This is a genomic window from Akkermansia sp. JRP_AM1, from assembly GCF_049262625.1.
In the GTDB taxonomy this organism is placed as follows: Bacteria; Verrucomicrobiota; Verrucomicrobiia; order Verrucomicrobiales; family Akkermansiaceae; genus Akkermansia; species Akkermansia massiliensis.
Genome location: NZ_CP118234.1, coordinates 143,634 through 169,544 on the forward strand (window position 1 = coordinate 143,634; position 25,911 = coordinate 169,544).

General features: G+C 60.6%; 22 protein-coding genes and 1 pseudogene. 6 read left to right on the top strand and 17 right to left on the bottom strand.

Annotated features, from left to right (window positions below):
- Positions 1-20: 20 nt before the first annotated feature.
- The gene (locus PVA48_RS00615; RefSeq protein WP_022396706.1) at positions 21-242 is read left to right on the top strand and encodes a hypothetical protein; all 222 of its coding nucleotides are present in this window, start codon (positions 21-23) and stop codon (positions 240-242) included.
- A 161-nt stretch (positions 243-403) separates the two neighbouring features.
- Here PVA48_RS00615 and PVA48_RS00620 read toward each other — a convergent pair whose 3' ends face one another.
- Genes PVA48_RS00620 through PVA48_RS00630 form a run of 3 tightly spaced genes read right to left on the bottom strand, consistent with a single transcriptional unit; the run spans position 404 to position 1,601 of the window.
- The gene (locus PVA48_RS00620; RefSeq protein WP_423232071.1) at positions 404-871 is read right to left on the bottom strand and encodes a hypothetical protein; all 468 of its coding nucleotides are present in this window, start codon (positions 869-871) and stop codon (positions 404-406) included.
- Positions 841-1,413: a hypothetical protein gene (locus PVA48_RS00625; RefSeq protein WP_423232072.1), complete on the bottom strand. Its 573-nt coding sequence runs from the start codon at positions 1,411-1,413 to the stop codon at positions 841-843. Before PVA48_RS00625 ends, PVA48_RS00620 begins: the two co-directional genes overlap by 31 nt.
- Positions 1,398-1,601 (bottom strand): hypothetical protein, encoded by a 204-nt coding sequence (locus tag PVA48_RS00630; RefSeq protein WP_423232073.1) that lies wholly within the window; start codon positions 1,599-1,601, stop codon positions 1,398-1,400. The genes PVA48_RS00625 and PVA48_RS00630 overlap by 16 nt, the downstream gene beginning before the upstream one ends.
- A gap of 70 nt (positions 1,602-1,671) precedes the next feature.
- On the opposite strand from PVA48_RS00630, the gene PVA48_RS00635 reads away from it, so the two are divergent.
- Genes PVA48_RS00635 through PVA48_RS00650 form a run of 4 tightly spaced genes read left to right on the top strand, consistent with a single transcriptional unit; the run spans position 1,672 to position 4,735 of the window.
- Positions 1,672-2,508, top strand: a complete 837-nt coding sequence (locus PVA48_RS00635; RefSeq protein ID WP_423232074.1) for a tRNA dihydrouridine synthase — start codon at positions 1,672-1,674, stop codon at positions 2,506-2,508.
- A complete protein-coding gene (locus PVA48_RS00640; protein ID WP_423232075.1) occupies positions 2,505-2,729 on the top strand; it encodes a hypothetical protein in 225 nt (74 codons plus the stop codon). Before PVA48_RS00635 ends, PVA48_RS00640 begins: the two co-directional genes overlap by 4 nt.
- Before the next feature lie 12 nt (positions 2,730-2,741).
- The gene (locus PVA48_RS00645) at positions 2,742-3,881 is read left to right on the top strand and encodes a transglutaminase-like domain-containing protein (protein ID WP_102736288.1); all 1,140 of its coding nucleotides are present in this window, start codon (positions 2,742-2,744) and stop codon (positions 3,879-3,881) included.
- Positions 3,878-4,735 carry a diacylglycerol/lipid kinase family protein gene (locus PVA48_RS00650; protein WP_102722802.1) on the top strand — a complete coding sequence of 286 codons (858 nt, stop codon included), beginning with the start codon at positions 3,878-3,880 and terminating at the stop codon, positions 4,733-4,735. Before PVA48_RS00645 ends, PVA48_RS00650 begins: the two co-directional genes overlap by 4 nt.
- Before the next feature lie 46 nt (positions 4,736-4,781).
- On the opposite strand, the gene PVA48_RS00655 is transcribed toward PVA48_RS00650, so the two are convergent.
- From PVA48_RS00655 to PVA48_RS00720, 14 genes and pseudogenes are all read right to left on the bottom strand, one after another.
- The gene (locus PVA48_RS00655) at positions 4,782-5,234 is read right to left on the bottom strand and encodes a hypothetical protein (RefSeq protein WP_102749507.1); all 453 of its coding nucleotides are present in this window, start codon (positions 5,232-5,234) and stop codon (positions 4,782-4,784) included.
- Between the two features lie 150 nt (positions 5,235-5,384).
- Positions 5,385-6,167, bottom strand: coding sequence for an enoyl-ACP reductase FabI (locus tag PVA48_RS00660; protein ID WP_022396700.1), 783 nt, complete (start codon positions 6,165-6,167; stop codon positions 5,385-5,387).
- A gap of 66 nt (positions 6,168-6,233) precedes the next feature.
- A pseudogene (gene folD / locus PVA48_RS00665) lies at positions 6,234-7,108 on the bottom strand (bifunctional methylenetetrahydrofolate dehydrogenase/methenyltetrahydrofolate cyclohydrolase FolD).
- A complete protein-coding gene (locus tag PVA48_RS00670) occupies positions 7,081-7,809 on the bottom strand; it encodes a lysophospholipid acyltransferase family protein (protein ID WP_022396698.1) in 729 nt (242 codons plus the stop codon). Before PVA48_RS00670 ends, folD begins: the two are co-directional and overlap by 28 nt.
- Before the next feature lie 15 nt (positions 7,810-7,824).
- Positions 7,825-9,468: a hypothetical protein gene (locus tag PVA48_RS00675; protein ID WP_102728289.1), complete on the bottom strand. Its 1,644-nt coding sequence runs from the start codon at positions 9,466-9,468 to the stop codon at positions 7,825-7,827.
- A 21-nt stretch (positions 9,469-9,489) separates the two neighbouring features.
- Positions 9,490-12,003, bottom strand: a complete 2,514-nt coding sequence (locus PVA48_RS00680) for an Amuc_1098 family type IV pilus outer membrane protein (RefSeq protein ID WP_180970941.1) — start codon at positions 12,001-12,003, stop codon at positions 9,490-9,492.
- A gap of 135 nt (positions 12,004-12,138) precedes the next feature.
- Positions 12,139-13,350 carry an alpha-amylase family glycosyl hydrolase gene (locus PVA48_RS00685; RefSeq protein ID WP_423232076.1) on the bottom strand — a complete coding sequence of 404 codons (1,212 nt, stop codon included), beginning with the start codon at positions 13,348-13,350 and terminating at the stop codon, positions 12,139-12,141.
- Positions 13,347-13,907 carry an alpha-amylase family glycosyl hydrolase gene (locus PVA48_RS00690; RefSeq protein ID WP_423232077.1) on the bottom strand — a complete coding sequence of 187 codons (561 nt, stop codon included), beginning with the start codon at positions 13,905-13,907 and terminating at the stop codon, positions 13,347-13,349. The genes PVA48_RS00685 and PVA48_RS00690 overlap by 4 nt, the downstream gene beginning before the upstream one ends.
- Before the next feature lie 26 nt (positions 13,908-13,933).
- Entirely contained in the window at positions 13,934-15,199 is a 1,266-nt protein-coding gene (locus PVA48_RS00695; protein WP_423232078.1) for a CCA tRNA nucleotidyltransferase, read from the bottom strand.
- Positions 15,186-16,553 (bottom strand): TlpA family protein disulfide reductase, encoded by a 1,368-nt coding sequence (locus tag PVA48_RS00700; protein ID WP_423232079.1) that lies wholly within the window; start codon positions 16,551-16,553, stop codon positions 15,186-15,188. Before PVA48_RS00700 ends, PVA48_RS00695 begins: the two co-directional genes overlap by 14 nt.
- A 589-nt stretch (positions 16,554-17,142) precedes the next feature.
- On the bottom strand, positions 17,143-18,273 hold the full coding sequence (locus PVA48_RS00705) for a hypothetical protein (protein WP_423232080.1): 1,131 nt from the start codon (positions 18,271-18,273) through the stop codon (positions 17,143-17,145).
- Positions 18,240-19,382: an inorganic phosphate transporter gene (locus PVA48_RS00710; RefSeq protein WP_423232081.1), complete on the bottom strand. Its 1,143-nt coding sequence runs from the start codon at positions 19,380-19,382 to the stop codon at positions 18,240-18,242. Before PVA48_RS00710 ends, PVA48_RS00705 begins: the two co-directional genes overlap by 34 nt.
- A 114-nt stretch (positions 19,383-19,496) precedes the next feature.
- Positions 19,497-22,082, bottom strand: coding sequence for an ATP-dependent helicase HrpB (hrpB, locus tag PVA48_RS00715; protein WP_102728285.1), 2,586 nt, complete (start codon positions 22,080-22,082; stop codon positions 19,497-19,499).
- A 37-nt stretch (positions 22,083-22,119) separates the two neighbouring features.
- Positions 22,120-23,085, bottom strand: a complete 966-nt coding sequence (locus PVA48_RS00720; protein WP_180975166.1) for a phosphatidate cytidylyltransferase — start codon at positions 23,083-23,085, stop codon at positions 22,120-22,122.
- Positions 23,086-23,652: 567 nt separating this feature from the next.
- Between PVA48_RS00720 and PVA48_RS00725 the strand changes: the two genes are divergently transcribed.
- A complete protein-coding gene (locus tag PVA48_RS00725) occupies positions 23,653-25,866 on the top strand; it encodes a carboxy terminal-processing peptidase (RefSeq protein ID WP_249852995.1) in 2,214 nt (737 codons plus the stop codon).
- Positions 25,867-25,911 lie beyond the last annotated feature (45 nt).

Below are 25,911 nucleotides of genomic sequence, written 5' to 3' on the forward strand. Positions count from 1 at the left end.
TTGTTTTATTTTCCCCTCCCATGCAGCAATCCCGCCTGGATAAAGCCAAACTGATTATTGACCGTCCCGGGGACTTCAAGGTTTGCGAAGCCTGCGGCTCCATCGTGTCCCTGACCACTGCCGTGTGTCCCAACTGCAACGCCTACCGTTTCGACTCCAATACGGAGTACGTCGTGGAACAGGCCGTACTGCTTGCCTCCCGGGAACAGCGTTCCGTCACCCCGGAAGACCTGGAAAATTAAGGAGTCCCGCCCGGCGCCGTTTTCCGCCGTATTCCTGTTTCTCTGTTTTCCTCTCCCGCGGGTTCGGCCACCGCTCCGTTTTCGTGAGAAAAACGGCAGATGCCTTCCCGGTGGAAGGCGTGCCCATTTCTCCGCATCCCTCCAGCTCCGGATGCGCGCCGCTACTTGCGCAATTCTGCAATGCGCAGGATAGTGGCCTCAATCAGGTTGGCCGGGCATGAAGCGCCCGCCGTAATCCCCACCTTCAGGGATTTGCCCAGATTCTGCACCACCGGTTCCGTGGTCATGCGGCGGACTTCCCGCGTTTCCGTGTCAAAGGCATCCACGTACTGGATGGATTTGATGCTTTCTGCGGATTCAATGAAATACGTGGGCACATGCTCCTTGGCGATATCCACCAGGTGCGTGGTGTTGGAACTATTGTAGCCGCCCACCACGAACATGACGTCCAGAGGGTTCTTCAACAGCTCGTACAGGGCGTCCTGGCGGTCCTGGGTAGCGCCGCAAATAGTGTCGAACACATAAAAATTATCATCGTCCCCGTCCCTCTGGACGACGGCGTCCTTCACCATCCTCTGGAGCGTCTGCGTCTCCGTCTTCAGCATGGTGGTCTGGTTGGCGATGCCCACTTCCTCCAGATCCCGGTCCGGATCGAATCCCGGGAATAACAGCCTTCAAACCGTTTCAGGAACGCCTCGCGGTCTCCGCGGCCCAGCATGTAGTCGCACAGGATGCGGGCGTCCTCCAAATCGTAAACCACCAGGTATTTCCCCTTTCCCCGTTCCCCCAGGGCCCGGGAGGCCGTGGCGCTGGTTTCCTCATGGGTGGCCTTGCCGTGAATGATGGAGGTAATCCCCATGGCGGCGTAATTCTTCACCCTTTTCCAGACCTTCATCACGTCCCCGCAGGTCGTGTCCACAATCTGCACGCCCTTTTCCTCCAGCGCATCCATGAAGGGAGTGGGCACGCCGAACGCGGGAATAATCACCACGTCGTCCGCGGCAATCCGGTCATAGGAGGAATCAAGCTGCTTCCAGGGAAGCTTCTGAATGCCCATTTCCTCCAGCTGCCGGTTTACCTCCGGATTGTGGATGATGTCCCCGATCAGGAAAATCCGCCGGTCCGGGAACACCCTGCGGGCCGCATACGCTATGTCTATGGCGCGGCGCACGCCGTTGCAGAATCCAAACTCCCTCGCCAGGAAAATTCCGTGTGGCCCAGGTTGTACACGTTGCCCGCAGACCGGATATGGGAAATCAATTCACTCTGGTAATGCTGCTGGATTTCCTTCTCCACCTGTTCCATCACCTCGGCTCGTCTCACATTCACTCTGGCTTTGCGGGTTGAGTCCTGATTCATGCTCACAGCTTCCACACTTTCCTTCTTTCGTCAAGACAATCACAGCTTGCCAACCGGGGCTTTTCACGGTATGCACAGGCGCATGCTCCTGGCCCTGGCCCCCATGAAAGATGTGACGGATCTGGCTTTCCTCAAGACGTTGAAGGACTTGAATTCACTGCCGGATTATTTCATCACGGAGTATTTCAGAACGGTGGCCCATCATAAAAAGATGTCGCCATACATCCTGCGCTCCATTGATGAAAATCCCACGGGGCGCCCCATTTACGGCCAGCTCGTGGGCCATGAGCCGGAGTACCTGGCGAGGGACGCGCTGGCCCTGATGGAGCACGACTGCGCGGGGGTGGACCTGAACATGGGCTGCCCCGCCCCGATGGTGTGCAGGAGAAACGCCGGAGGGGGCATGCTGCGCTCCCTGAAGGCCATGGACGCGGCCCTGGGCGCGCTCCGGGACGTTCTTCCCGCCGGGGCCTTCACCGTCAAATGCCGCCTGGGATACGAGAATCCGGACGAGTTTGAACGCATTCTCCCCGTGATTGCCGCCCACACCCCGGACAGGGTGTGCATCCACGCCCGCACCGTACGGGAAGGCTACCGCTCCCCGGTGCATCCGGAATGGGTAAAATGGGCCGTGGAAGCGCTGGACTGTCCGGTGGTCGCCAACGGCAACATTGTGGATGCGGCCACGGCGGACGCGTGGGTGCGGCTGGCCCGGCCCGCAGGCCTGATGATCGGGCGCGCGGCCCTGCGCAATCCATGGATATTTTCCCAGCTTCACGACCGTTTCCAGGGTAGAGTCCCTGCTTCCCCACCTTCCGGGACGTGCTGCATTACATCCGCCGCCTCCATGAGCGCACGCTGGAAATGCAGGAGCGTTATGTGGAGGAAAAACACATCCACCGCATGAAAAAATACCTGGTTTACACCGCGCGCGGGCTTCCCTATTCCTTTGACCATTACATGAAAAGGGCGAAAACCTCCCGCGATTTCATGCGCATTTGCGAGGATATCCTGGACAATGACGCCCCGTTTGCCCCCACGCCGCCGGAAGACACGCACCTGTTCGCCCATTTCCATGCCCTACTTGCGCAAGAGGAAGCTTGTCTCCCTCCCGGAATTCAGGTATGAATTCCGGTGTTCATGAATCCGCTGCCTTCCGCCCTTCTCCTGGGCCTGACCGCCGCTCTCTGCGCCGCCCATGACGCCATTCCGGACGGAGTGGAATTCCTGCGCGCCTACATGCCCGCGCAGGACAGGGAAACGATTACGGAAGAACGGCTGGACCGGGAAGTCCGCCTGGCGCTGGACGCCCGCAGCCAGTTCCCCTGGGCCGGCAAGGTTCCGTGGGAGCTTTATGAAAACAACGTGCTCCCCTATGCCGTGGTCAACGAGCCGCGCGACGAATGGCGGGAACAGTTCCACAACCTCTTTGCGCCGCTGGTTTCCGCATGCAAGACGGGCCGGGAAGCCGCCCTCACGATTGCCTCCTGCATCCAGAAAACCCTGAATGTGCGCTATTCCACGGAAAGAAGGGTTCCTCACCAGGGGGTGAAGGAATCCCTGCAATCCGGCAAGGTTTCCTGCACGGGCCAGAGCATCCTGCTCGTCTGCGCGCTCCGCTCCGTGGGCATTCCGGCCCGCATGGCCGGCGTCCTTACCTGGAACCATGTGCGCGGCAACCACAACTGGGTGGAAGCCTGGTGTGACGGGGAATGGAAAATGCTGGAGTACAACGAGAAGGATTTCAACACCCCGTGGGTGATGTCCGCCATCAGCATGCTGGACCCCCGCAAACCGGAGAACGCCATTTACGCCACCTCCTGGAAGAAGGAGGGCGCCGGAGAGTTCTTCCCGCTGATCTGGGAAGCCCGCTACGACGAAAAACGGCGCGCGCTGACCTTCCCTCCGGAAAGCCGGACCGTCCCCGCCGTCAGGATCACGGACCGTTATATGAAACTGGCGTCGGACTGGGTGGCGGCACAGCCGGAGTACCTGCCGGGCAGCAGGCTGATGCTGGATATCAGGGATGGGAAGGAAGGCAGCGGCAGAAGACTGCCCCTGCGCGTCGTTCTCAAGTCGGAAGAAGGGAAAGTCCTGGCGGAAGGCACCACCCCCGGCCCATCCGACGACATGAGGAAGTTTCTGGAAGTGCGCCTGCCGGACAACGTCTCCCGCGGCATTCTGGAATTCATGCTGCCCGACGGAACAGTGCGCCATGAACCCGTGGCCCATACGGAAGCCCCGGTGCAGATTTTGAATTTCTCCGTGACCGCTCCATGAGGATTCCCCTGTTTTTCAATAATACGGCGCGCAGCGCCAGGGCCGACCGCTTCCGCCGCTGGCTGGACGGCCACCGGGATCTTTTTGACGTCATTGAGCCGGAAAGCAGGGAAGACATGCTGCGCCACCTGGCCGCCCGGGCGGATTCCGGAACTCCCGTCGTGGCCGTGGCGGGCGGGGACGGCACGCTGGGCGTGGCGGCCAGGGCCCTCTGCAATACGGAAACGGCGCTGGCCCCCTTCCCCGCGGGAACCATGAACGTCTTCTCCCGTGAAATCGGTATCCGGCAGGATTTTGACCATGCTCTGCATGTTCTGAATGCGGGACGTCCCAGGGACGTGGACCTGTTCGCCTTCAACGGGCAGCCCTTTCTCCAGATGGCGGGCATAGGCGCGGACGCCCGTGCCGTGGAACTGACCACGTGGGAAATGAAAAAGAAATGGAAGGCCTTCGCCTACGTCATTGCCGGCGCCCGGGTTTGCACGGAGCGGCAGCCCCGGCTGACCCTGTCCACGGATGACGGGCGGGTGGTGGCAGGCCGTTCCATCCTCTTCGGCAACGGGCGCAGGTACGGCGGACCGCTGAATTTCTTTGCGGAAGCGGATAATGACGACGGTCTTCTGGACGCCGTGGTTTTCAAACATTCCATTCCCTCCATCATCGGGGAATGCCTGATGGCCGCCGTCCACGGAGGCTTCCATTCCCGGCGGAACGGCTCCTTTGAATATATCCGGATGACGGGGGGAACCGTCATTTCCGCCGGACAGGCCGCCTGTGAACTGGACGGCGATTATATGGGCAACGCCCCGGTCCGCATCACGCGCCACGGCACGCTGAAGGTACTCGCCCCCTGAAGAGGAGCCGCAAAAGGCTTCCTTCAACAGGCCGCCCCTGCGCGCCTTAACTGAGCAGAAAACGGGTAAACGTATCCAGCATGCAGGAAAGATGGACGGTGTGGCCCTCCGGAAGCCCGATGAAGGCCAGTACAATGGCGGCATCCATCAGGGCCGCGACGCCAATCCATTTGACCATCGCCGGAAGCGGGGAGGCGGAAGGTTCGTAAAAGCTCCAATCTTCCTTCACAAAGGAGAAATCCTCCCCTGAATCAAAACGGCGGAATTGTTCCTCCAATTCCTCAACCGGCATTTCATGGGGGCAGACGTAGCCATGGGCGTCATCCCCCACCTCGCAATAATAAAGGCCGTTACCCACCGGAACGGACTGCATGTGCATTCCGTCCCCGCCAACAAGGGAGATATGGGCTTTATGAGAAGAGTTCCCGTAGCGGAGGAACAATTCATCCAAGCTGCCGCACGTTTCTCCGTTAAACAGATAACGAGGGGAGGCTGTCATTTTCTTATTTATAAAAATGAGACACCGGAACACAAGAATTTTGACAGGAGAGATGGCGCATCCCTGTCATACCCGCGGAAACAGCGCAAAAAGACCGTACCGACAAGCGGTACGGCCTGAAACAAAGGGGAAATTTTCCCGGAGGGAATGCTACATGCCCATGATCTGATAGCCGCCGTCCACGTAAATCACCTGTCCGGTGATCGCGGCTGCGCCGTCGCTGGCCAGGAAGACGCCGGTAGCGCCCAGTTCCTCGCCCGTGCAGGAACGGCCCAGGGGGGCATGTTCCTCATACACCTTGAACATGGTGTTAAAGCCGGAAACGCCGCGTGCCGCAAGCGTCTGCATGGGGCCCGCGCTGATGCAGTTGACGCGGATGCCGCGGGCGCGGCCCAGATCATACGCCAGATAACGGGTGCAGGCTTCCAGGGCGGCCTTGGAAACGCCCATCAGGTTGTAGTTCGGCACCACCTTTTCGGAACCCAGGTAGGACATCGCCAGAATGCTGCCGTTGTCGGACATCATGGGCTCCACGGCGCGGGAAAGGGCCACCAGGGAGTAGGCGGAGATATCCAGGGAAATCTTGAACGCCTCGCGTCCCGTATCCAGGAAACTGCCGCCAAGGGCTTCCTTCGGGGCAAAAGCCACGGAATGCAGCATGCAATCCACCTTGTCCGTGTGTTCCCGGACTTTTTCAAAGAATGCATTGATGGATTCATCATTGCTGACATCCAGATCGTAAACGGGGACGTCTTCGCCGAAGTTTTCATGGACCAGCTTGAGCACGCCGTCCTTGAGGCGTTCGCCCTGATAATTGAAGATGAGCTTTGCGCCCGCTTCATGCCATGCCTTGGCAATTGCGAACGCGATGCTGCGCTTGTTCGCCACGCCGATTACGACACCAACTTTGCCTTCGAGTAATTTACTTGACATAATGGTAAGTGAATACTGCCCTACTTTCCTTCATTTGACAAGAAAAACGGACGTCACGGCACTCCGTCAGGCCCCCGTCTGCTGGCGGCAGGCCTTGACCGTGTTAGCCATCAGCATGGCGATGGTCATCGGCCCCACGCCGCCGGGCACGGGGGTAATGGCCCGGCACTTGGGCACCACTTCATCATAGGCCACGTCTCCAACAATCCGGTAGCCGCGCTTGGCGGAGGCATCTTCCACGCGGTTGATGCCCACGTCCACCACCACGGCGCCGTCCTTCACAAAATCAGCCGTCACAAATGCGGGCCTGCCTATCGCCGCCACGATGATGTCTGCGGAACGGCAAAGCTCCGGCAGGTTCTTCGTGCGGGAGTGGGCCACCGTAACGGTGGCGTTCGCCTGCTTGGACATCAGAAGATGGGCCATCGGCTTGCCCACGATCATGCTGCGGCCGATGACCACGGCATTCGCGCCCGCCGTTTCAATGCCGGCCGCCTGCAACAGCCTCATGCAGCCCAGCGGGGTACAGGGCACAAAACCGGTTTCATCCTCCAGCACCAGCTTGGCGACGTTCTCCGGGTGGAAGCCGTCCACATCCTTGGCGGGGTCTATTTCCAGGACCACGGCCGCCTCGTCGATATGGGGGGAGGCGGGCTCTGCACCAGAATGCCGTGGATGGAGGGGTCCGCATTCAAGTCACGGACGACCTGGAGCAGTTCTTCCTGGGAGGCATCCGCGGAGAGAACGATTTTACGGGAGTTCATTCCCAGCTCCGCGCATTTTTTCACCTTGGAATTCACATACACCTGGGAGGCGGGGTCCTCCCCCACCAGAACCACGGCCAGGCCGGGCGTTATTCCCTGTTCCCTGAGCCGGGCAATGTCCTTTCCAACCTCTTCCAGCACCTGGGAGGCTACCTGTTTTCCGTCGATGATTTGCATAATAATGATTGATTAAGTGGCGGGAAGTCCGGAAGCCCCTCGCTCAGCAGCCCGGCCAGAAGGCGGGCGTAGTCCGCTACCTGCTCATCCGTTGCGTCCGGAGGAATGAACAGGCGCTTTTTCCATAGAATGTTCACGTTGGAACACGGCTTGGGAATGGCGTAGCGGTCCCAGGCCTTGTTCAGCCTCCAGCAGCTTTCATATTCGATGCACACGGGAACGATGGGAAGCCCGGACTGGGAGGCCATCTTGATGATGCCGTGGTGCACCTGGTAAATGGGGCCCTGCGGACCGTCCGGGGTGAGGCAGAAGCAGACGTCCCCCTCCTGCACCTTCCTCATCATTTCCATGTAGGCCAGGGCTCCCCGCCGTCCGGAGGAACCGCGGACGGAATCCAAGCCGAAGTGTTTGCATACGGCCTCCACCAGGGCGCCGTCCTTGCTGGCGCTGGTGAGCACGCACATCTTGAGCGGCTTCTGGGCCAGGGACCAGGCGTAGCCGGGCACCGTCGTGCGGTTGTGCCAGAGGGCCACCAGGAAGGGCGCCGTGTAAACGTCGTCGTGCTCCTCCTTGATGGAGCGGATATTCAGGCTCATGCAGATGGGCTGGAGCAACGACCACAGGCCGAAGCCGGCCAGCTTGGTCCACCAGCGGGAACGCTTTTCGGACGTTTTTCGGACAATGGGGTTGAGCAGCAACATGAATCCTCGGCAATATCACATGAATCCGTCCACCGTAATGCGGGCGGGCGGGGTACTTGACGGAGCGGGAAGAGCCGTTCCGCGGGAGGGGGCAGTCCCCATTCCCGGACGGTCCGCGCGCGGCTCCACTTCCTGGAGCATGCCGGCGGAGTTGTCCTGCGGGGATGCCGGCGTACCGGAAATTTTCACGGGGAGAATGATTTCATGCCCCTCCTGCGTAACGCCGGACGGCAGGCGTCGGCTATCCACCATGTAGGAGGGGATTTTAAAGACCAGCTCTCCCGTCACGGCGGAACCGTTGCTGTACAGAACCCCGGTCACTCCCAGGAAGCCCTGCTCAAACAGGGAAATCTCTTTCAGGGAGGCGGAACGGTCCGTTCCGTCGCTTTCCAGCAGAAAGGAGCCGGACGTAAAGACTGGGGAAGAGTAAGGCAGCCTTATTTCCGTGTTCCGGGCGGTCATGGCCGCCAGCAGGCGCAGGACGGGCAGCCTGAGCATGGTCGCCTTGATGACGGAACCGCTGTACCCTTTTACGGAGGGCCTTTTCTGTTCGTCCGTCACGGGCAGCGCAAAGTCCAGCTTCAATTCATGCTTTTCATCCACTTCCTGTTCCCCCATCTGTACCTTGAGGAAGGAAGCGAAGTCATCCCCCACCAGGGAGAGGAGGTCAAAATTCCTGCCCGTCAGGGTCCAGGCCTGGTGGCGGAAATCCGTACCCAAGAGGAAATTCCCCGTAATCATGAAGGGGCTGAGGTCCGTAGGCTTGTTGAGCAGGCGCCCCTTGTCCAGAAAACCGGAGAAGGTGAGCTGCTTGACGCCGTTTCCGTTTAAAATGATGGAGCCGGAGTCGACGCCCATCAGAGGCCAGCCCTTGATTTTCAGCTTTTGCTGTGACAGGTCCAGCACGTATTCCGGTTCCGTACCGTTTCCGGACGTGCGGATGTAGGCTTCCGCCGTCATGTAGAAGGGGCCGTCATTCCGCTCCAGGGTAAGTTCCTCCGTCTTGTGGGCGTAACCTACCTCCAGGCGCGGAGAGGTGTACCGCCGGAAGACGAACGGGAGTTCCCGCTTCGTCTGCGGCACGGCAAATTTGGAGAATCCGGGACGCAGGCCAATCGTGACCTTGGCCATGTTCAGGCTTTCCCCCTTGATTTTTCCCATGAACAGGGACGTGGCGGAGATTTCTCCGGAAACGCCTTCCATCATTACAAAAGACAGGCAGGAATCCTGCGGGAAAGTGACCTTGATGCGGGCGGCCTTCATGGAAAGGCCGTCCATCGCCATGCCGGAGGCTTCCACCTTCCCGCCCCAGGCGGCGGAGAGGTCCGATTGCAGCCGCCCGGCGAATTCCTCCGTATTGAAGGAAGTCAGGCGGTACATGTACGTTCCCGCCAGGGCGCCCACAACCAGCAGGACCAAGATGCAGAGGCCAATGAGGAAACGCTTGTTTTTCAGCACGGCCTGCTTGGCGTCCCCGTGGTCGTCATTGTAGGTCCGCCGGCGTTTTTCCACACGGATGACCTTGCTGCCGTCCGGGCGCACCACTACTTCCCTCTTTCGCTCCACGCCCTGGGAATCCGAGGCATGCAGCTGGCGCATGATATTGTCCGCCCCCTGGGAGGAAGAAGAGGACTCAGGATCGGAATCACTGTTCTTCAATAGTCTTAATCCGGTTAAAGGTTACTGGGCATTGCTGAGGGCGGGAAGAGGCGCGAGCCCTGCCGGAGCTTCCTCATCCGGAACGGCGGTGCCCGGCGTGTAAAGCTGCTTGCCGCCCGGGTCCACCACTTCCGCCTTCACCATGATGATGATGGCCTTGCGCTCTTCCTTGGATCCCTTGGAGCGGAAAAGGCGGCCCACCCAGGGAATATCCCCCAGAATGGGGATTTTATCCTCATACGTGATGGAGGTGGATTTTTTCAAGGCGCCGATGACGAGCGTGCTGCCGGTGGCAATGCGTACCGGAGCGGTCAGGCGGCGCGTGGAGAATACGGGCTGGAGAATGAAGTTGTCGGAAGCTTTCACCATGACGATGTCTTCCTTCGCATTTTTCTCCTGGGAGGCCACGGGGACGAAGAGCGGCGTACCGTAGTTGATGAAGCCGTCAAAGTCCACGATTTCCGGCACTACGGTCATTTCCACGATGGATTTGTCATCGCTGATGCCGGTTACCTCCACGTTGAATACCGTGCCGAGCTGCCTGGTTTCATAGGCGGATGGGTGGGCGGGCGTGATGGGCATGACCGGCAGGCGGTCTCCGCCATCGTCGTCATAGTCGCCCCAGTCGTCTCCGTTATTGTTGTTGCCCGTGCTGTTGGGAACTTCGGGCGGATCGTATTCCGTGGGGTAAATCAGTTCCTTGCCGCTGAAGAAGGTGGCTTTTTCCCCTGGGCGCACAATCACGGAAGGATGCTGCATGATGTCCGTGCCTTTCTTCTGGCTCAGGCCGCGCATGATCATCGTGATGTCCGCCTGGCTCCACATGCCGCGCATGGTGACGATGCTGGGTGCACCGCCGGGAACGTAGGCCACGCCGGTGCTTCTGGCGGAGGAACCGCGCTCAATCATGCCGTCAATGCTGTCTTCCGTAAAAACCTGGTTGCCGGACCTCAGTCCACCCACCACCCCTGCCGGGACGGCGGCTCCGACCACGCTGGCGGCGCTGTCCAGCACAGTGTTGTTGTAGTCATTCTTGTTGGTGCCCGCACCGCCCATGAACCACTTGGAGGGGTCCAGGTTCAGGTTCACGATCCAGTTGAAGCCCAATTCTTCCAGGTCCGTCTGATTGACTTCCAGGAACGTCGCGCTGACAACCACCTGCAGGGGCTGTTCCGCCGTCTTGGACGCCACCAGCTCCTCCAGCATGCTCAAGTCCTTGGGCGTGCCGTGGAAAAGGAGGGTGGAGTTGCCCGAGTTGTATTTGATGAAGCTGCCTTCCGGGAATTTCACGCCCAGGGAGGCCAGCGCCTTCTGCGGGTCCACCCGTTTCAGGGTCATGCCGGAAGAACCGGCATCCCCGGAACCGAAGGGATCGGCATTTTCCGAATCGGAGGATTCCGACAGGCCGGAGAAGAAACCCGGAGGAAGGGCAATGGCCTTGGTCACCATGTAGGAGGTGCCGTCAGAACTGGATACCAGCTCCGCGCCAAAGGCGTTCGTGCGCAGAATGAGGCCGGAAGCGCGCGCCACGTATTCCAGGGCGTCGCGGAGCGGCACGTTTTGAAGATTAAGCGTAATTCTCTTGCCGGCGGTCTCCTTGGCTGAAACGCTGTCCGCAGGACCGGGGTCCACGGAAATGTTCACGCCGCGCTCTGCCGTCGTCATGGCCGTTGTATCATGCGTCCTGGCCAGGCTGCGCAGATAGTCCACGGCTTCCTGCACCGTTGCGCCGTCCAGCTGCACGCGGGGCAGACGGATCATGCCCAGCTTCTGGTCCACATTCACCACCGGATTGTCCAGCGGCTGGGAGAAGGAAGCGGGTTCCTCCGGCGTTTCCGTCAGCGGAACGGGCATCTCCCACAGCTTGGAGACGTCCGCCAGGGCGCTGCTCCGGGTTTCATCCCTGGCAGCGTCAAAGTAGGCGGTTCTGGCGCGGTTGACCAGCTCCATGCCGCGCCGCGCCGCCGTGTTGTAAGGGTCCGTCTGGAGGACGGAGGTAAATTCCTTCAGGGCCGCATCATACTGGCCCAGTTCATAATAGCCGTAAGCCAGGCGAAGCAGGCGGTTGACTTCCTCCACGTTCTTGACGTGTTCCGGGGATAGGGCCGGATTCGTGCGAACCGGGTCCCGGGCTATTTCCAGCGTGCGCTTGGCCAGGGCATGGTCCGGCGTGGCTTTCAAGGCATCTTCCAGCAGCTTGACGGCCTCGTCGTAACGCCCCACCTTGATGTATTCCTGCGCCACGGCCACGCTGGCGTCCGCAATGCTGGTTTCCAGAAAACGGCGCCGCTTCTCCATGTTGGGGGACTTGGGCAGCGCGGTCAGGCTCCTGCGGTAATTGTCCAGGGCTTCCTGGTACTTGCCCTCGGAATACAGCTGACGCGCCTGCCCCAGCAGCAGCATGGAAGCCTGGGCCTGCTCTTCCATCCGGGCCGCAGTCCGGCGGGCGGCCCCTGCTCCTTCCTGGGCCAGCCCCTGGCCGGCTCCAATACCGGCAACGGCAAGCGCCAGGGCAATTTGCTGAATGGCAGACATGGAGTGAGGGAAACGTCTAGTCATAGGAATTTCCGGGACTATACCGAATTAAAAACCGCCCGTCATTATAAAAACGCCCAGCAGAGCAAAAAATATCGGAAAGAGCAGCCGCACCCCTCCGGAGGGAATGCGCCTTTAAACGGCAGAGAGTTCCAGCACGCCCACATGCCCCGGTTTCAGGGGATGGGGAAGCCCGCGTTCCATCAGTTCCTTCCGGTCAAAAACCCGGTCTTCCCCCTCTCCGGCCATCAGGTTCCTGACACGCACGCGGTCCGTCTGGATGCCGCACCAGCCGAAGGCGTGCTGGGCAATGGAAATGCGGAGGTTGTAGAAGTTGATCTCCGGGGAAAGGTTCCCCACCACCAGCACGGTGGCCCTGGCACGGGCATCATGCCGGAGCATGGCGTACACCCAGTGGCCGGAGGTGTCTTCCGCAGGTTCCCTGCCAAAGGTGGTGTTTTTCATGTTGGCCCAGTTCAGGCCGTAAAAATCCCCGCGGTCCAGTGCCGGATGCTGCATCAGGGGAAGCAGCCGCTGATGAAAGTTCCTCAGCTCCGCGGAGTCCTCCGGCAGCAGAGAGGCGTCAAACCGTCCGTCCGCCACCCAGGGCTGGAGCTGGGGCAGGCAGGTGTAGTCAAAAATGCTGGTGCGGCCGTCATGGCCGCCATAGCCGCCGGGGCTTTCCGCCCGCTCCCCTACTTCCTGCCCGTTGTACACCAGCACGGGACCGCGACCGGACGCGTACACCAGCGTCATGATGGCCGGCAGGACGGTACGCCCCACGCCGCCCCAGGAGAGCGGGGAGCACACGCGCGTTTCATCATGGTTCTCCACATAGCGGACGCCGTTGGTCATGTACTTGGGGTTGCTGCGGAAAAGACGGTCGAAATCGTTGGCCCAGTTATTCTCCGTGTACATGTGGAGCGCCAGATGGTAGCAATCGGAATCGTAAACGGCATTGAACCCGGCTTCCAGCAGCGCGGCGCAGGGATCGCCGGGAGTGGTCTTCATGTGGTCGTTGTACGCCTCCGCCATGAAAAACACGTCAGGCAGACGGACGCGGGAACGGGAAATGGCCCATTTCCAGAAGGCCATGGGGATCATTTGGGCCATGTCGCACCTGAAACCGCCGATGCCCAGGCCCTGCCAGAAGGAAAGGATGTCGTCCATGATGCGCCAGGTCTTGGGCACGTGCTGCTTGGGGCTGGTCCAGTCCGGCAGCAGGCGGAGGGTCGGCAGTCCGGCCAGGAAGTTATAGCCGTAGTTGAGCTTGACCGTTTCATACCAGTCATACCTGGTGGGGTTCCACGTAACGGCATTGTTGCCCGTGACGCGGCCGAAGGTCATTTCCCCTTCAAACAGGCCGTCCGGCAGATGCAGGGGGGGCCGTCCCCCGGGCTGTTGGAGGTCAGGTAAAAGTACCCCTGCTCCGGAGAGAAAAACGTATGGTGGTCGTCCCCTTCCCCGAAATCGTCATGGCCGTCCCAGTCCGCCAGGTAGGCGCGGGAAACATGGTTGGGGATGAAGTCGATCATCGGCAGCAGTCCCACCGTCCGGCAGCGCTTCACCAGGGCCTTGAATTCCTCCATTCTTTTTTCCGGCGTGGAGGCCAGGTCCGGGTCCACGTCAAAATAATCCACTACCGCATAGGGACTGCCGGCCAGGCCTTTTACGATGGATTCCGGCTGGGCGGGCAGCTCGGGATAGGCCGTCTGCGTGGCGTGCCTCAGCACCCCGGTCAGCCAGATGTGGGTAAAGCCCATCCGGGCTATTTCCCTCAGGGCCTTGTCCGTCACGCCGTTAAAGGTGCCGCACCCGTTCGTCTCCCGGGTCCCCCAGTCCACCCCATGGGTTTCCATGTTGGAGAAATGGCGGACAAACAGTTGATAAATGACCGGGCGCATGAGCTGAAAGGATGAGGTCTTGCGGCCTATAATGCTAACTTTTCCAGGTACTCTGCAAGTGTATTCTGTTCCACCGGGGCAATTTGCCCCAGCATCAGCAGGGCCTCCTTCCTGGTCCGGAGCGTTCCTTCCAACTGGAGCTCCTGCAAACGGGACAGCCATTTCCTGAAATCGGGACCGGGGGGCAGTCCCAGGTCCAGCAGATCGCGCCCGGTCACCAGGGGCGGAGGCACCAGGGGTGCGTCCCGGTAGGAATCCATGGCGTCCCTGACAAACTGCCAGTTGTCCATCAATCCGTTGGAGGAAAGGCAGTCCAGGCGGTGAAGCTCCAGCTCGTCGCTGAAATGCGGAGCGCTCATGAACATCCGCAGGGTGGACTTCTTCATCTGCTGCACGTTCATGAAGCGCATGTGGCGCTCCACCATGGCGCACACCGCATCAATCACGGCATTGGAATATTTCAGTCTCCTTAAAATGTCCCGCGCCATGGAGGCGCCCTCCTTGTCATGACCGGAAAAACGGATGCGCCCCGTTTCATCCACCTGGCGGCAGGGAGGTTTTCCGACATCATGCAGCAGCACGCCCAGGGCCAGCTCCAGAGACACGGGGGCGCCGTCCTTCCCCAGCGCGTCCAGCATCATCAGCGTATGGGCATACACGTCCCCCTCCGGGTGCCACTGGGGAGGCTGCGTGCAGCCGATCATGCCGTATACCTCTGGAATAACATGCTTCATCAGCCCCGTTTCCACCAGCATTTCCACGCCCCGTTTCCTTCCTGGAGACAATAGAATCCGGTCCAGTTCCTCCCGGATGCGCTCCGGCGCGATGCGGGCCAGCAGCGGGGCGTTCCTGCAAATGGCGGCATAAGTTTCCGCTTCCACCCGCACTTCCCTGGTAACGGCGAAACGGACGGCGCGCATCAGCCGGAGGGAGTCCTCCTCAAAACGGCGGTCCGGCTCCCCGATGCACCTCAGCACGCGGGCCCGGATGTCTTCCACGCCGCCCACATAATCCACCACATAACCCGGAGGAACGGAAAACGGATCTTCCAAGAGGCCGTTCATGGTAAAATCACGGCGCCGGGCGTCCTCCTCCGCATCCGTGAAGCAGACGGATTCCGGGCGCCTGCCGTCCCTGTAGCAGCCGTCCCTGCGGAACGTAGCCACTTCAAAGGAGAAACCGCCACGGCGCACCAGCACCACGCCGAAGGCGGCGCCCACTTCCCAGGCGTCCGGGAACAGGCGCAACACCTCGTCCGGACGGGCGGAGGTGGCAATGTCAATGTCCTTCACGGGATATCCCAGCAGCCTGTCCCGGACGCAGCCTCCCACAAAATACACCGTGTGCCCCGCTCCGGCCAGCAAGCGCGCCACAGCCTCCGCGGCCTTTCTCAATGGAATATTTTCCATGGAACAGGCTATTCGGGCATGGGCCGCAAGGGGGAGCGGAAAGAGAAGAGGGCTGCTCCACACCGGAGGAAGCAGGCGGGGCCGCTGGCCGGGGCGCGGCAGGCTGCGGAACGGAGGGAATGCGCGTATCCGGAGAGTTGATCCTGGCCGGCAGCGGAGCCGGCTTCACGGCAGCGGGGGCGGCCGGGGCCTTTTTCTCGTCCGCCTTTCCATTCTTTTTCCCTTCCAGCTTGCCCATGACCGCGTACAGATTCGCGTCAAACAGCATGTCCGGCGTGCCGCGCATCAGGATTTTCCCCGCAGGGTCCAGCAGGTACACCCGCGGCGTGAGCATCACGCGGTAATCCTTGAACGCCGCCGCCTTTTCATCTACCAGGGAGGGAGTATCCATCTCCAAATTCAGCAGGGCCTTTTTCACGTCCTCACTGTTTCCGGGGGCCACCGGCATGACCGTCAGGCCCGGAAATTCCTTCCGTAGGGAAACGGCCTTTTGCAAAAACTGGACAGAGCGCACATCCCGGGGATCCCAGAAAACCAGCAGCACGGGCTTGTCTCCGGAGGGGACCGTCACTTCCGCGCCCGTGGCGGTGGAAGGCAGGCTTATTTTGGGCCCGGTCTGTCCAATGTTGAGATTGCGTATTTCATACAGCTCTTCCTTCACCAGATTCCGGACCGGAACGGGACCGAAGCTGGAATCATAGCATTTGATGATGGCGTCTTTCAGCAGCTTTCCGCGTGCCGCCACCAGCCTGACGTCATCCTGGAGCATTCCCGTCGTTTCCTTCATCACCATGGCCAGCCCCAGGGCGGACAGCCCCTGGTCTTCCGGAAACTGGTTGTAATCCTTGATTTGTTCCAGAATAACGCGGCAGCGCAGGTCGCGGGAGTTGCTCAACGCATACGCCGCTTTTCCCGCTCCCTTTTCCCGGAACAGGGTATTTTCCAGGGAGTCCAGGCAAAGCACGACAATTTTCCTGGCAACGTCTCCGTTGGGGAAAGCCTGCGCCACGGCCTGGGGATGGTCCAGAAACCAAATGACAGCCGGGAGAAGGTAGGGTTTTTGAGTCTCGGGCTTTTGAAGGTCCCTCCCCACCTGCCTCCACAATTCCTGCGCCACCGGAATGGCGTTCGGACGGCTCTCCATCAGTTCCGCTCTTTTTTCATCGCTTTCAGCCGTTTTGAATGCGGATTCCCAGTCGGACTGCCTCATTTGCCAGTCCGCCAGCGCATTCTTCATGCCAGCCTCGTCCGCCGGAGCCCATCCAAGCAGGCTGCATGCACCGGCTATCACGCAAAACGCTCTCTTCATACCCTGCCACTATGCCCTGATGCGTCCCGCTCGTCAATCAAACCCCGCGGCAAAACGCCTCCTATTCTTCCTTCCCCGCTTCTTTCCAGCCGTTTACGGCGTGGAATGCGCCATCCGGAGACGAACAAACCCCGGCGAATCCCTTCGCCGGGGCTGCTGTTCAACTAACTACCTATGAAGACGGTTGAGTCCTTAAGTGGATGAAGTGCTCTCTCTTTCACTGCATCCGGATCATAACCGTTATGGGTGAGACAGCCGGGCGGGAAATATGTTCAAACATTCCTTCTTTTGTATGACACAAGGTCCGCCCCCTCCTGCGGGGGCAAAAAAGCGGCTGCGGAATTCCTTCCGCAGCCGCTCCAACTAACTACCTATGAAATCAGGGTCGTTCCTGGTGATTCGGAAGGCTCTCGTTCCTTCTTTATCGAACACCCCTGTCCATTCAGCATACTTGCATGAACCAAACGCTCAAGATTTTTCTTTCCTTTTCATGCAAAAAGCCCGGTTCCCCGCCGCCTTACGCCGCCACGAAGTTCCGTTCGTCATTGGTCAGGGCCCGCACCTGCACGGCCATGAACCTCATTTCATTAAGCATGTTCAGATAAAGGAGGGAGGAACGGGTGCGCGTCTGGTTGCGCTGGGCGCGCTTGATCTGGCGCTTGGTGGCCTTTGCCACCAGTTGAAGGAGCTGTTCCTGGGCCACCATGGTATAGTCGAACTGGATGTACGTTCCCGTCTGGAGCATCTTGCAGTATTCATCCAGAAGCTTCATTAGAGCGGTATGCACCTCCTTCAAGTCGTCCACCTGGTCAATCGTGAACGGCGTGTGGTTATTGTCCACATACGTGAAGATGGACTCGGAAAACTGCGCCAGGCTCTGCGTGGCTTCGTTCAAATGCTCCAGGGCCTGCACGAAGTGGTAGCCCATGTCCAGGGAACGGGACTGCATCTTGTACAGGATGGGGAGAATGTCGTACTTGTGGTGCTCGCTGCTGGTCAGGGCCAGGCGTTCCGCGGCGTCCGCCAGCTCTTTCAGGGCCTTCCGGTCCCCCTGGAAGAAGTTTTCCACGGTGTCATTGTAGATTTCCCGCAGCTTGAGCGTGCTGTCCACGACCTGGTGGCTGCACACGTCCAGAATGTTTTCCTCCGTAATCTGGTCAAAACGCTCTACGGAAAGCTTGTTCTCCCGCTTGCGGTGCATGATGGTGGATTTCACCAGGATGACGACCACCAGGGCCAGCAGCCCGAAGATGGCGTACACCTGCCCGTAGTGCAAGACGGTCGCCATGACGGCGGCCAGCGTGAAGGCGGCCAGGCCGGTCATGAACCAGCCGGAGATTACGGTCAGTACGCCGGTCACGCGGTAAACCGCGCTTTCCCTGCCCCACGCCTTGTCCGCCAGGGAGGAACCCATGGCTACCATGAACGTCACGTATGTGGTGGAAAGGGGGAGCTGCTTGCCCGTGGCCCACGCGATCAGCAGGGAAGCCACCGTCAGGTTCACCGTGGCGCGGATCAGGTCAAAAGCCACGCGGTCCTTGGGGTTCAGTGGCTGCGGGGCAGCATCCCACTGATGGTTCATGCGCACCAGCATGCGGGCGGGGATAAGCTTTTTCACCCCGCGCCCCAGCGCGATGGCGCTGCGCACGATGGCGCGGGCGGGGGAACGGAGCCGAAGCGTTCAATGCCTCCTTCACCCTGCCGGGAAAGCTCCACGCCGGTGGCGATCACCGTCTTCGCCTTCTTGGAGAACCACAGCGCAAAAATCATCATGCATCCGGCGGCAAAAAGAATGTAATGGTTCACCGGAACGCCCTGCCCGGGCATCAGGCATTCCATGGCGGTGATGGAGGAGGCGGAGCCGCCGGCCTCCACTACGCCTGTGGCGTACTGGAAGGAATCCAGGCCGCCCATGAACACGCCGATGAAGTTCACGAGGTCGTTGCCCGCAAAGGCCAGGGCCAGGGAGAAGGTGCCGGCCAGCACGGTCAGGCGCAGGATGTTCGTCATGAACAGGTGCTGGAGCAGGAACATGAGCACGGAAAAACCGCCGAAGGCCACCAGCAGGGCCATGCCCAGGTTCTGGTCAATGTATTGAATGAAGGAAGGCTCCATCAGGGTGGATTCCTTCAAGCCCTTGAACACGGCAAAGTAGGCCACCGCCGTCATGGCGATGCCGCACCAGAAGCAGCCGAACCACTTGAAGCGGGACTGGTATTTGAACGTAAACGCGAGGCGGGAAACCCACATGACGATGGTGCCCACCGTGAAGGCGATGGCTACGGAAAGGAGAATGCCGGTGACGATTTCAAACGCCTTGTCCGTATTGATGAAGTCCCACACGGACTGCGTCATGTGAAGCTTGGAAATCTTGAACAGGGCCGTCGCCACGGCGGAGCCCAGAATGCCGAACACCAGGGAAACGGTGGTGGACGTGGGAAGGCCGAAGGTATTGAAGGTATCCAGGAGTATCACCTCGCTGATCATCACCCCCAGGAAGAGCAGCATCACTTCGTGGTAACTGAACATGTTCGGGTGAAAAATGCCGTTGCGGGCCACCTCCATCATGCCGCCGGAGAAGCAGGCGCCCACCAGCACGCCGATGGAAGCCACGGTCAGGATCACCCGCACGGGGGCGGCCTTGGAACCAATGGCGGAGTTGAGGAAGTTGACGGCGTCATTCGCTACGCCGTTGATCAGGTCAAATGCCGCCAGAAGCAGCAGGGCTACGATGATAATCCAGTAAATTGAGTCCATAACTGTCTCTTGTGAATGGTGGGCGGAGGGCGTCCGCGAGCTGCACCACCGCCTCTTTACACGGAAACGGACGATTTTGCTACTGTTTTGTTACAGAAAAATCCTTTCGCCTTCTCAACGGGAACGGGGGAGGAAATCCAGCTCTTCAGGATCGGGCCAGCGGTGCCGGGGATAGCGCCCCGCCAGGTCTTTTTTCATCTGGCCGTAGCCGTTCCGCCAGAAGCTTTCCAGGGAGCCCGTCACCTGCCAAGGCCTCTGGCTGGGGGCCAATACCTCCACCTTCACGGTCACGGAGCCGTTGGCAATGCGCGGAGACGCCGCCACGCCGAACAGCCGCTGCACCGTAAGGCCGATCACAGGCGTGGAATCCTCCCCGTACCTCACTTTCGCGTGCTGGCCGTTGGTCAGCGTGAGGCTCACCGGAGCGTAATCGTCCAGCGCCTTCGCCTGCCAGCCGGAGAGCCAGTCCCGGAGCACGGGAATGATCTCCCTCTCCTTGATGTCCTTGTAGCCCACGGCTCCCTCGCAAACCAGGGAGATGGCAACCAGCTTGTCTTCCTCTGAAAAACGGGGGAGTTCCAGTTCCGGCATCCAGACGCTTAAACCGTTCAGGCGGCGTATCCACTGCTCCACGGCGTCATCCCATTTCACCAGCTTCAAGGTTCCGTCCACCACCTTTTCCGCCAGAATGGGGGCGGCCAGCTCCGGCGGAGCGTCCCCGCGGTCCCGGTCTTCCAGCACCAGGTCTTCATACATCAGTCTCCGGTGCAGGCGCACGCGGCGCAGCACGGCGTCAAAGACGGCCGCCTCCCCGCCGGAAAAACGCTCCGGCCAGACGGCGCGCAGCTCCTCCGGGTCAATGAGCGTACAGCGGCCCACACGGGTTTCCACCGCCTTTCCGGACAACTCCGCCACCTCCGCCGCCACAAAATGCTCCCCGTGGAACGCCACGCTGCCTTCCGCCAGCCTGCCCCCCACGCCGCCGGCCATGCGGCACGTGTTGGCGGCCACTCCGTTCCGGACGCCCACATGGTCCGCAAAGCTCTCCATCATGGCGCGGACCACGGCAGGCCGCGCCGCCGTGAAATCAGGCTCCGGCATTTCCCGGGATTTCCCCCGGCTGCCGATGGACAAAAGCTGCCGATACGCCATCCACACTTCCCGCGCCCCACGGGCGGAAATGCCCCAGCGGGTGCACGCCCCCGCCTCAAACCCGGCGTCCACAGCCTTTTCCACCGCGCGCCACTCCGCCTGAAAATCCGTATAGTCCGCAGAATCGCGCAGGTTGTCGTTCAAGCCGCCCTTCATCGCCACGCCCTCCCCCTGCATCAGGGCCGCAATGGCGGCAAGCTCCACCACGCACTGTTCATCCTGCCCGGCCGCCATCAGGCGCGCCAGCCGCGGCGGCAGAGGAAAAGCGGTCATCCTTCTTCCCACGTCCGTCAGGCTCCCGTCCGCCTCCGTAGCTCCCAGGGCGGCCAGCAGGTTCACGGCCCGCTGCATCACCAGGGGGTCCGGCGCATCCAGCCAGCGGAACCCTTCCGGCGCGGTTATGCCCCACGCGGCCAGATTCAGCACGGCCCCCGCCAAATCCACCCGGAAACATTCGGGCGGATCAAAATCCGCCTTCCGCGCCTGCTCCGCCTCACTCCACAACCGGAAGCAGCGGCCCGGAGCCACGCGCCCGGCACGGCCCGCGCGCTGGGCGGCGGACGCCTTGGAAATCTTCGTCAGGTGCAGCGTATCCATGCCCCTGTAGGGGTCCCAGCCGGACCGGCGCACCAGACCGGAATCAATCACCGTGCGCACCCCCTCAATCGTCAGGGAGGTTTCCGCTACATTGGTGGAAACGATGACGCGGGGATTCTTCCCCTGCTCCACGGCGCGATTCTGCTGTTCCGGGGTCAACGCTCCGTAAAGAGGAAAAACGTCCCGGCCGCCCATCCACGGCCTGCCGGCCAGCAACTCCGCCGTTTTCCGGATTTCATACACGCCCGGCATGAATATCAGCACGTCCCCGCAGCCGTCATCCTTCACCGCCTCCTTCACGGCGTCCGCCGCCTGCTCCCACACGGGAGGGGGAGCCACCCTGCCGCGGCCGTCGCTGACCAGCCGGGGAGCCCGGTAAACGGTTTCTACGGGATACTGCCTTCCGTGCGCCTCCAGCACCCGGCAGGAGGCGCCCATGTAATCCCGCAGGCCGGATATTTCCAGCGTGGCGGACATCACCGCTACGGCCATGTCCGGGCGCGGGCCTTCCTGCAAGTCCAATACGCGCCCCAGGGACAAATCCCCGGAGAGGCTCCGTTCGTGAAACTCATCAAACACCACGGCGCTCACCCCTTCCAGGGCGGGCCGCTCCGTCAGCCAGCGTTCCAGCATGCCGTCCGTCACGTACGCAATGCGGGTGCGGGGGGAAATGTGCCGTTCAAAGCGCACCACATACCCCACTTCCTTCCCCAGCTCCACTCCGCGCAGCCGGGCCACGTGGCGCGCCAGCAGGCGCGCGGCCATCCGGCGGGGCTGAACGACGACGATCAGGCCGCGTTCCCCCAGCCCGGCGTCATCCATCATGGGGGGAACGCCGGTAGACTTGCCGGAGCCCGTGGGCGCTTTCAGCAGGATGCGCGGAGAGGGGGCTTGCAGCGCGTCCAGCAATTCTCCGCGGATTTCCTCAATGGGAAGGGAGGGGGAATCCATACCGGGTTACAGGGGAATCCGTTCATGCCCGGGCCGTTCAACCGATGCAGGCCAGCAGGAACCAGAAGAACGGCACGGTAAAGGAAGGACTGTCAATCAAATCAAAAATGCCGCCTATCCCCGGCAGCAGGGAGCCGGAATCCTTGATGGCCAGGCTGCGCTTCACCAGGGAGCCCGCCAGGTCCCCGTAAACGGACAGCAGGAAAATGAAGGAGACGCAGCCCACCAGCACCAGCATCTGGGGCATGGACAGGACGGAGACCCTGAACATCGGGAAAACCAGCCCGATGGCCGCCGCATTCGTCAGCACCCAGGAACCGAGGATGCCCTCCCACGTCTTCTTGGGGCTGATGTGGGGAATGAGCCTGCGTGAAAAAATGCGGCCTCCCAGCAGGAACCCGCTGACATAGGCAAAAATGTCCGCCATCTTCGTCACCAGAATGACCCATAGCACGCACATGACGATGGACGGATAAACATACCCTACCCTCATATAGGCCAGATGCAGGGCCAGAATGGCAAAGGCGAACAGCCAGCCGGGATAAATGAAGGAAAGCAGCGTGGTCCCGACGGAACGGAGCGCCCGGCTTCCCACCACCGGATACTTCATTTCACGGATAAAGGAAATCACGACCAGAAGGACCGGGGCGGCAAGCGCCACCAGAAGAGGAAGGGGAATCAGGAACGGGGCATTCTCCGTAGGGGCGATTTCCCAGAACTTGGTCACGTAGCACGCCCAGGACAGCAGCACGGGATACGCCGCGCCGAAAAGAAAGCTCAGGTTCGGCTGGGAGGCTTTTCTGGAACGCAGCAGCATGTGCCTCCATTCCCAGGAGGCCAGGATGCAGAAGATGCAGACCAGCCCGTAATACCCAAGTTCACGGTCCCACCACAGGGCCCCCGCCAGCAAACCCAGCAGAACCACGGTGCTGAATGAACGCTGCAGCAGAACGCCCATTTTGCTTCCGGAAGGCTTCTTGTCCTGGTTCGGTGTTCTCATCATCACGCGAAGTGTACAGAAAACCTCCGTGACCTCAATCCTGAAATGTTCCCCTCCCCGCGGCGGCCATACTGGAAACATCCGCGCCCCGTCCGGCCCTCCCCCGCCGCTGACAAGGAAGGAATGCCTTCCCCGCTCCGGGAGAAATGCGGCGGCGGAAAAAGAAAAAGGCTGCCGTCAAGCGGGCGGCGCTACGGCGCACGGGAAAAAGTCTCCGGAAACCGCGTTCTCCTTCCTGTACGGCCCCAATATGACAAATGCCGGACTTCCGCACAGAATTTCAAACTTTATGGTGTATTTGTCCACTAATGAATTTGCCTCTTTCTTCCTCTCTCCCGCGCCCTGCATTCGCAGAGGATTGCAACCCCGCCGGATGCCGTTCCTTCCGGACGGACGGGGGTTCTTCCGCCCTCCGGCAGTCCCTTTCCCCCTTCCGGAAACCCGGCGCGTAAAATAGCGTCATGTGGACGTTTTATAAGATAGACAATCACCTACAAATCAGTAACACTCACATCCCAGCACTAGCTTTTTTCCCTGATGGAGAAAACCGCACCCTTTTCCGTTATGAACATGCACTCATTCCGTTGGATTCGACTTACAGCATTCTCGGCCCTGGCCGCAGCCGCCATCACCTCCTGCGCCTCCGCGGCCACGGACTTCAACCAGGTGGGCAAGCAAATGTCCCTCCTGCTCCAGAACTTCCACTTCTCCCGCAAGGAATTCAGCGACGAACTGTCCGGAAAATTCTTGGAAACCTACCTGCGCAAGGTGGATCCCAACAAGATATTTTTCACCCAGCAGGATGTGGACGCCCTCAAGAAGAAATACGGCAGGGAACTGGACGACTACCTGATGTCCGGCCAGATGATGGACGCGGCCCAGGCCATGCACGCCCTGTACCGGCAGCGCGCCATGCAGCGCATCGCCTATGCGCGGGACCTGCTGAAAAAGGGCGGCTTTACCTTTGACAAGGACCGGTCCATTGAACGCTCCCGCCGCAAGACCGCCGCGTGGCCCAAGGATGAGGCGGAAATGCAGCAGGTCTGGAAAGACATGGTGGAGGAACAGCTCCTGTCTGAAATCCTGCGCCGTGAAACCGTGGCGCGCCTGGCGAAGGAACAGAACAAGCCCGACCCGCTGGCCAATGAAAAGCCTGCGGAGGAAAAACTGCTCATGCGTTATGAACGCATCCAGCGCAACATTCAGGAAACGGACCTGGAAGACGTGGCGGAAACCCTGCTCAGCGCAGTAGCCATGACCTATGACCCGCACACGGACTACATGGGCGCCCGCCAGGTGGACCGCTTCAAGATTTCCATGGGCACGGAGCTCACCGGCATCGGCGCCCTGCTGGGCAGTGAAGACGACGGCTCCACCAAAATCACGGGTATCGTCGTGGGCGGTCCGGCTGACAAATCCGGAGAGCTCAAGCTGAACGACCGCATCGTGGCCATTGACTCCAACAACTCCGGAGAAATGGTGGACATCCTGTTCCTGAAGCTGGACAAGGTGGTGGACATGATCCGCGGGGCTGAAAACACCCAGATGCGCCTGAAGGTGGAACCGGCGGACGCTCCCGGCCAGGCCAAGATCATCACGCTGACCCGCTCCAAGGTGCCGTTGAAGGACGAACTCGCCAAGGGCGAAATCATCGAACTCACCGGCGCGCCGGAAGGGCAGAACCGCATCGGCGTGCTGAGCCTTCCCTCCTTCTATGCGGACATGGAAGGCGGCGACCGCCGCTGCGCCAAGGACGTCAAAAAAATCCTGGAACGGATGAACAAGGAAAACGTGGACGGCCTGGTCATTGACCTGCGCAGCAACGGCGGCGGTTCCCTGGAGGAAGTGCGCCTGATGACGGGCTTCTTTACCGGGAACGGCCCCGTGGTGCAGATCAAGGACACCCGCGGCAACGTGGACATCAAATCCGCCCACAACCGCCAGAAGCTTTTCAACGGCCCCATTGTGGTGCTCATCAACAAGCTCAGCGCCTCCGCCTCTGAAATTCTGGCCGCGGCCCTCCAGGACTACGGCCGCGCCGTGATTGTGGGGGATGACTCCACCTTCGGGAAGGGTTCCGTGCAGCAGCCGGTGGACATCGGCCAGTACCTGCCCTTCTTTGCAGCCAGGGACCGTGCCGGCCTGCTGAAAGTCACCACCCAGAAATTCTACCGCGTGGCAGGCGGCTCCACCCAGCTCAAGGGCGTGGAGAGCGACATTCAGCTTCCCACCGCTACGGCGGCGTTTGAACTGGGGGAAGACATTCTGGACTACGCGATGCCCTATGACCAGATCACGCCCTGCACCAATTACAAAAAGGACTCCTCCATCACGGCCATGCTGCCCGCATTGAAGGAAGCCAGCGCGAAGCGCGTGGAAAAAGACCGCGACCTCCAGATTGCCAGGGAAGACATCGCCATGATGAAGCAGCGCATTAAGGACAACAAGCTCTCCCTGAACAAGAAGACGCGGGAACAGGAAAACTCCACGCTGGAAGAGCGCCGCAAATCCATCAACAAGGAACGCAAGGGCCGCTTTGCGGAAATGGCCAAGGAAGACGCCACCAAGTACAAGATTTACCGCCTGACGCTGGACGACGTCAACGCCAGGGAGCTTCCCCTGGCGGACCCGGACAAGGACAACGAACAGTTCATGCACCTGGCGGAAGACCCCACGGCGGAACTGGACGACTCCCCGGAATATCCCTCCGGCCTTGACCCGGAACTCCGCGAAGGCATCAACATCGTCCAGGACATGTTGAAGCTGGAATCCTCCGGAAAATAACGGTCCCTTCCCCATTCCTTCCCACTCGCCCCGGTTTCCTCCAGG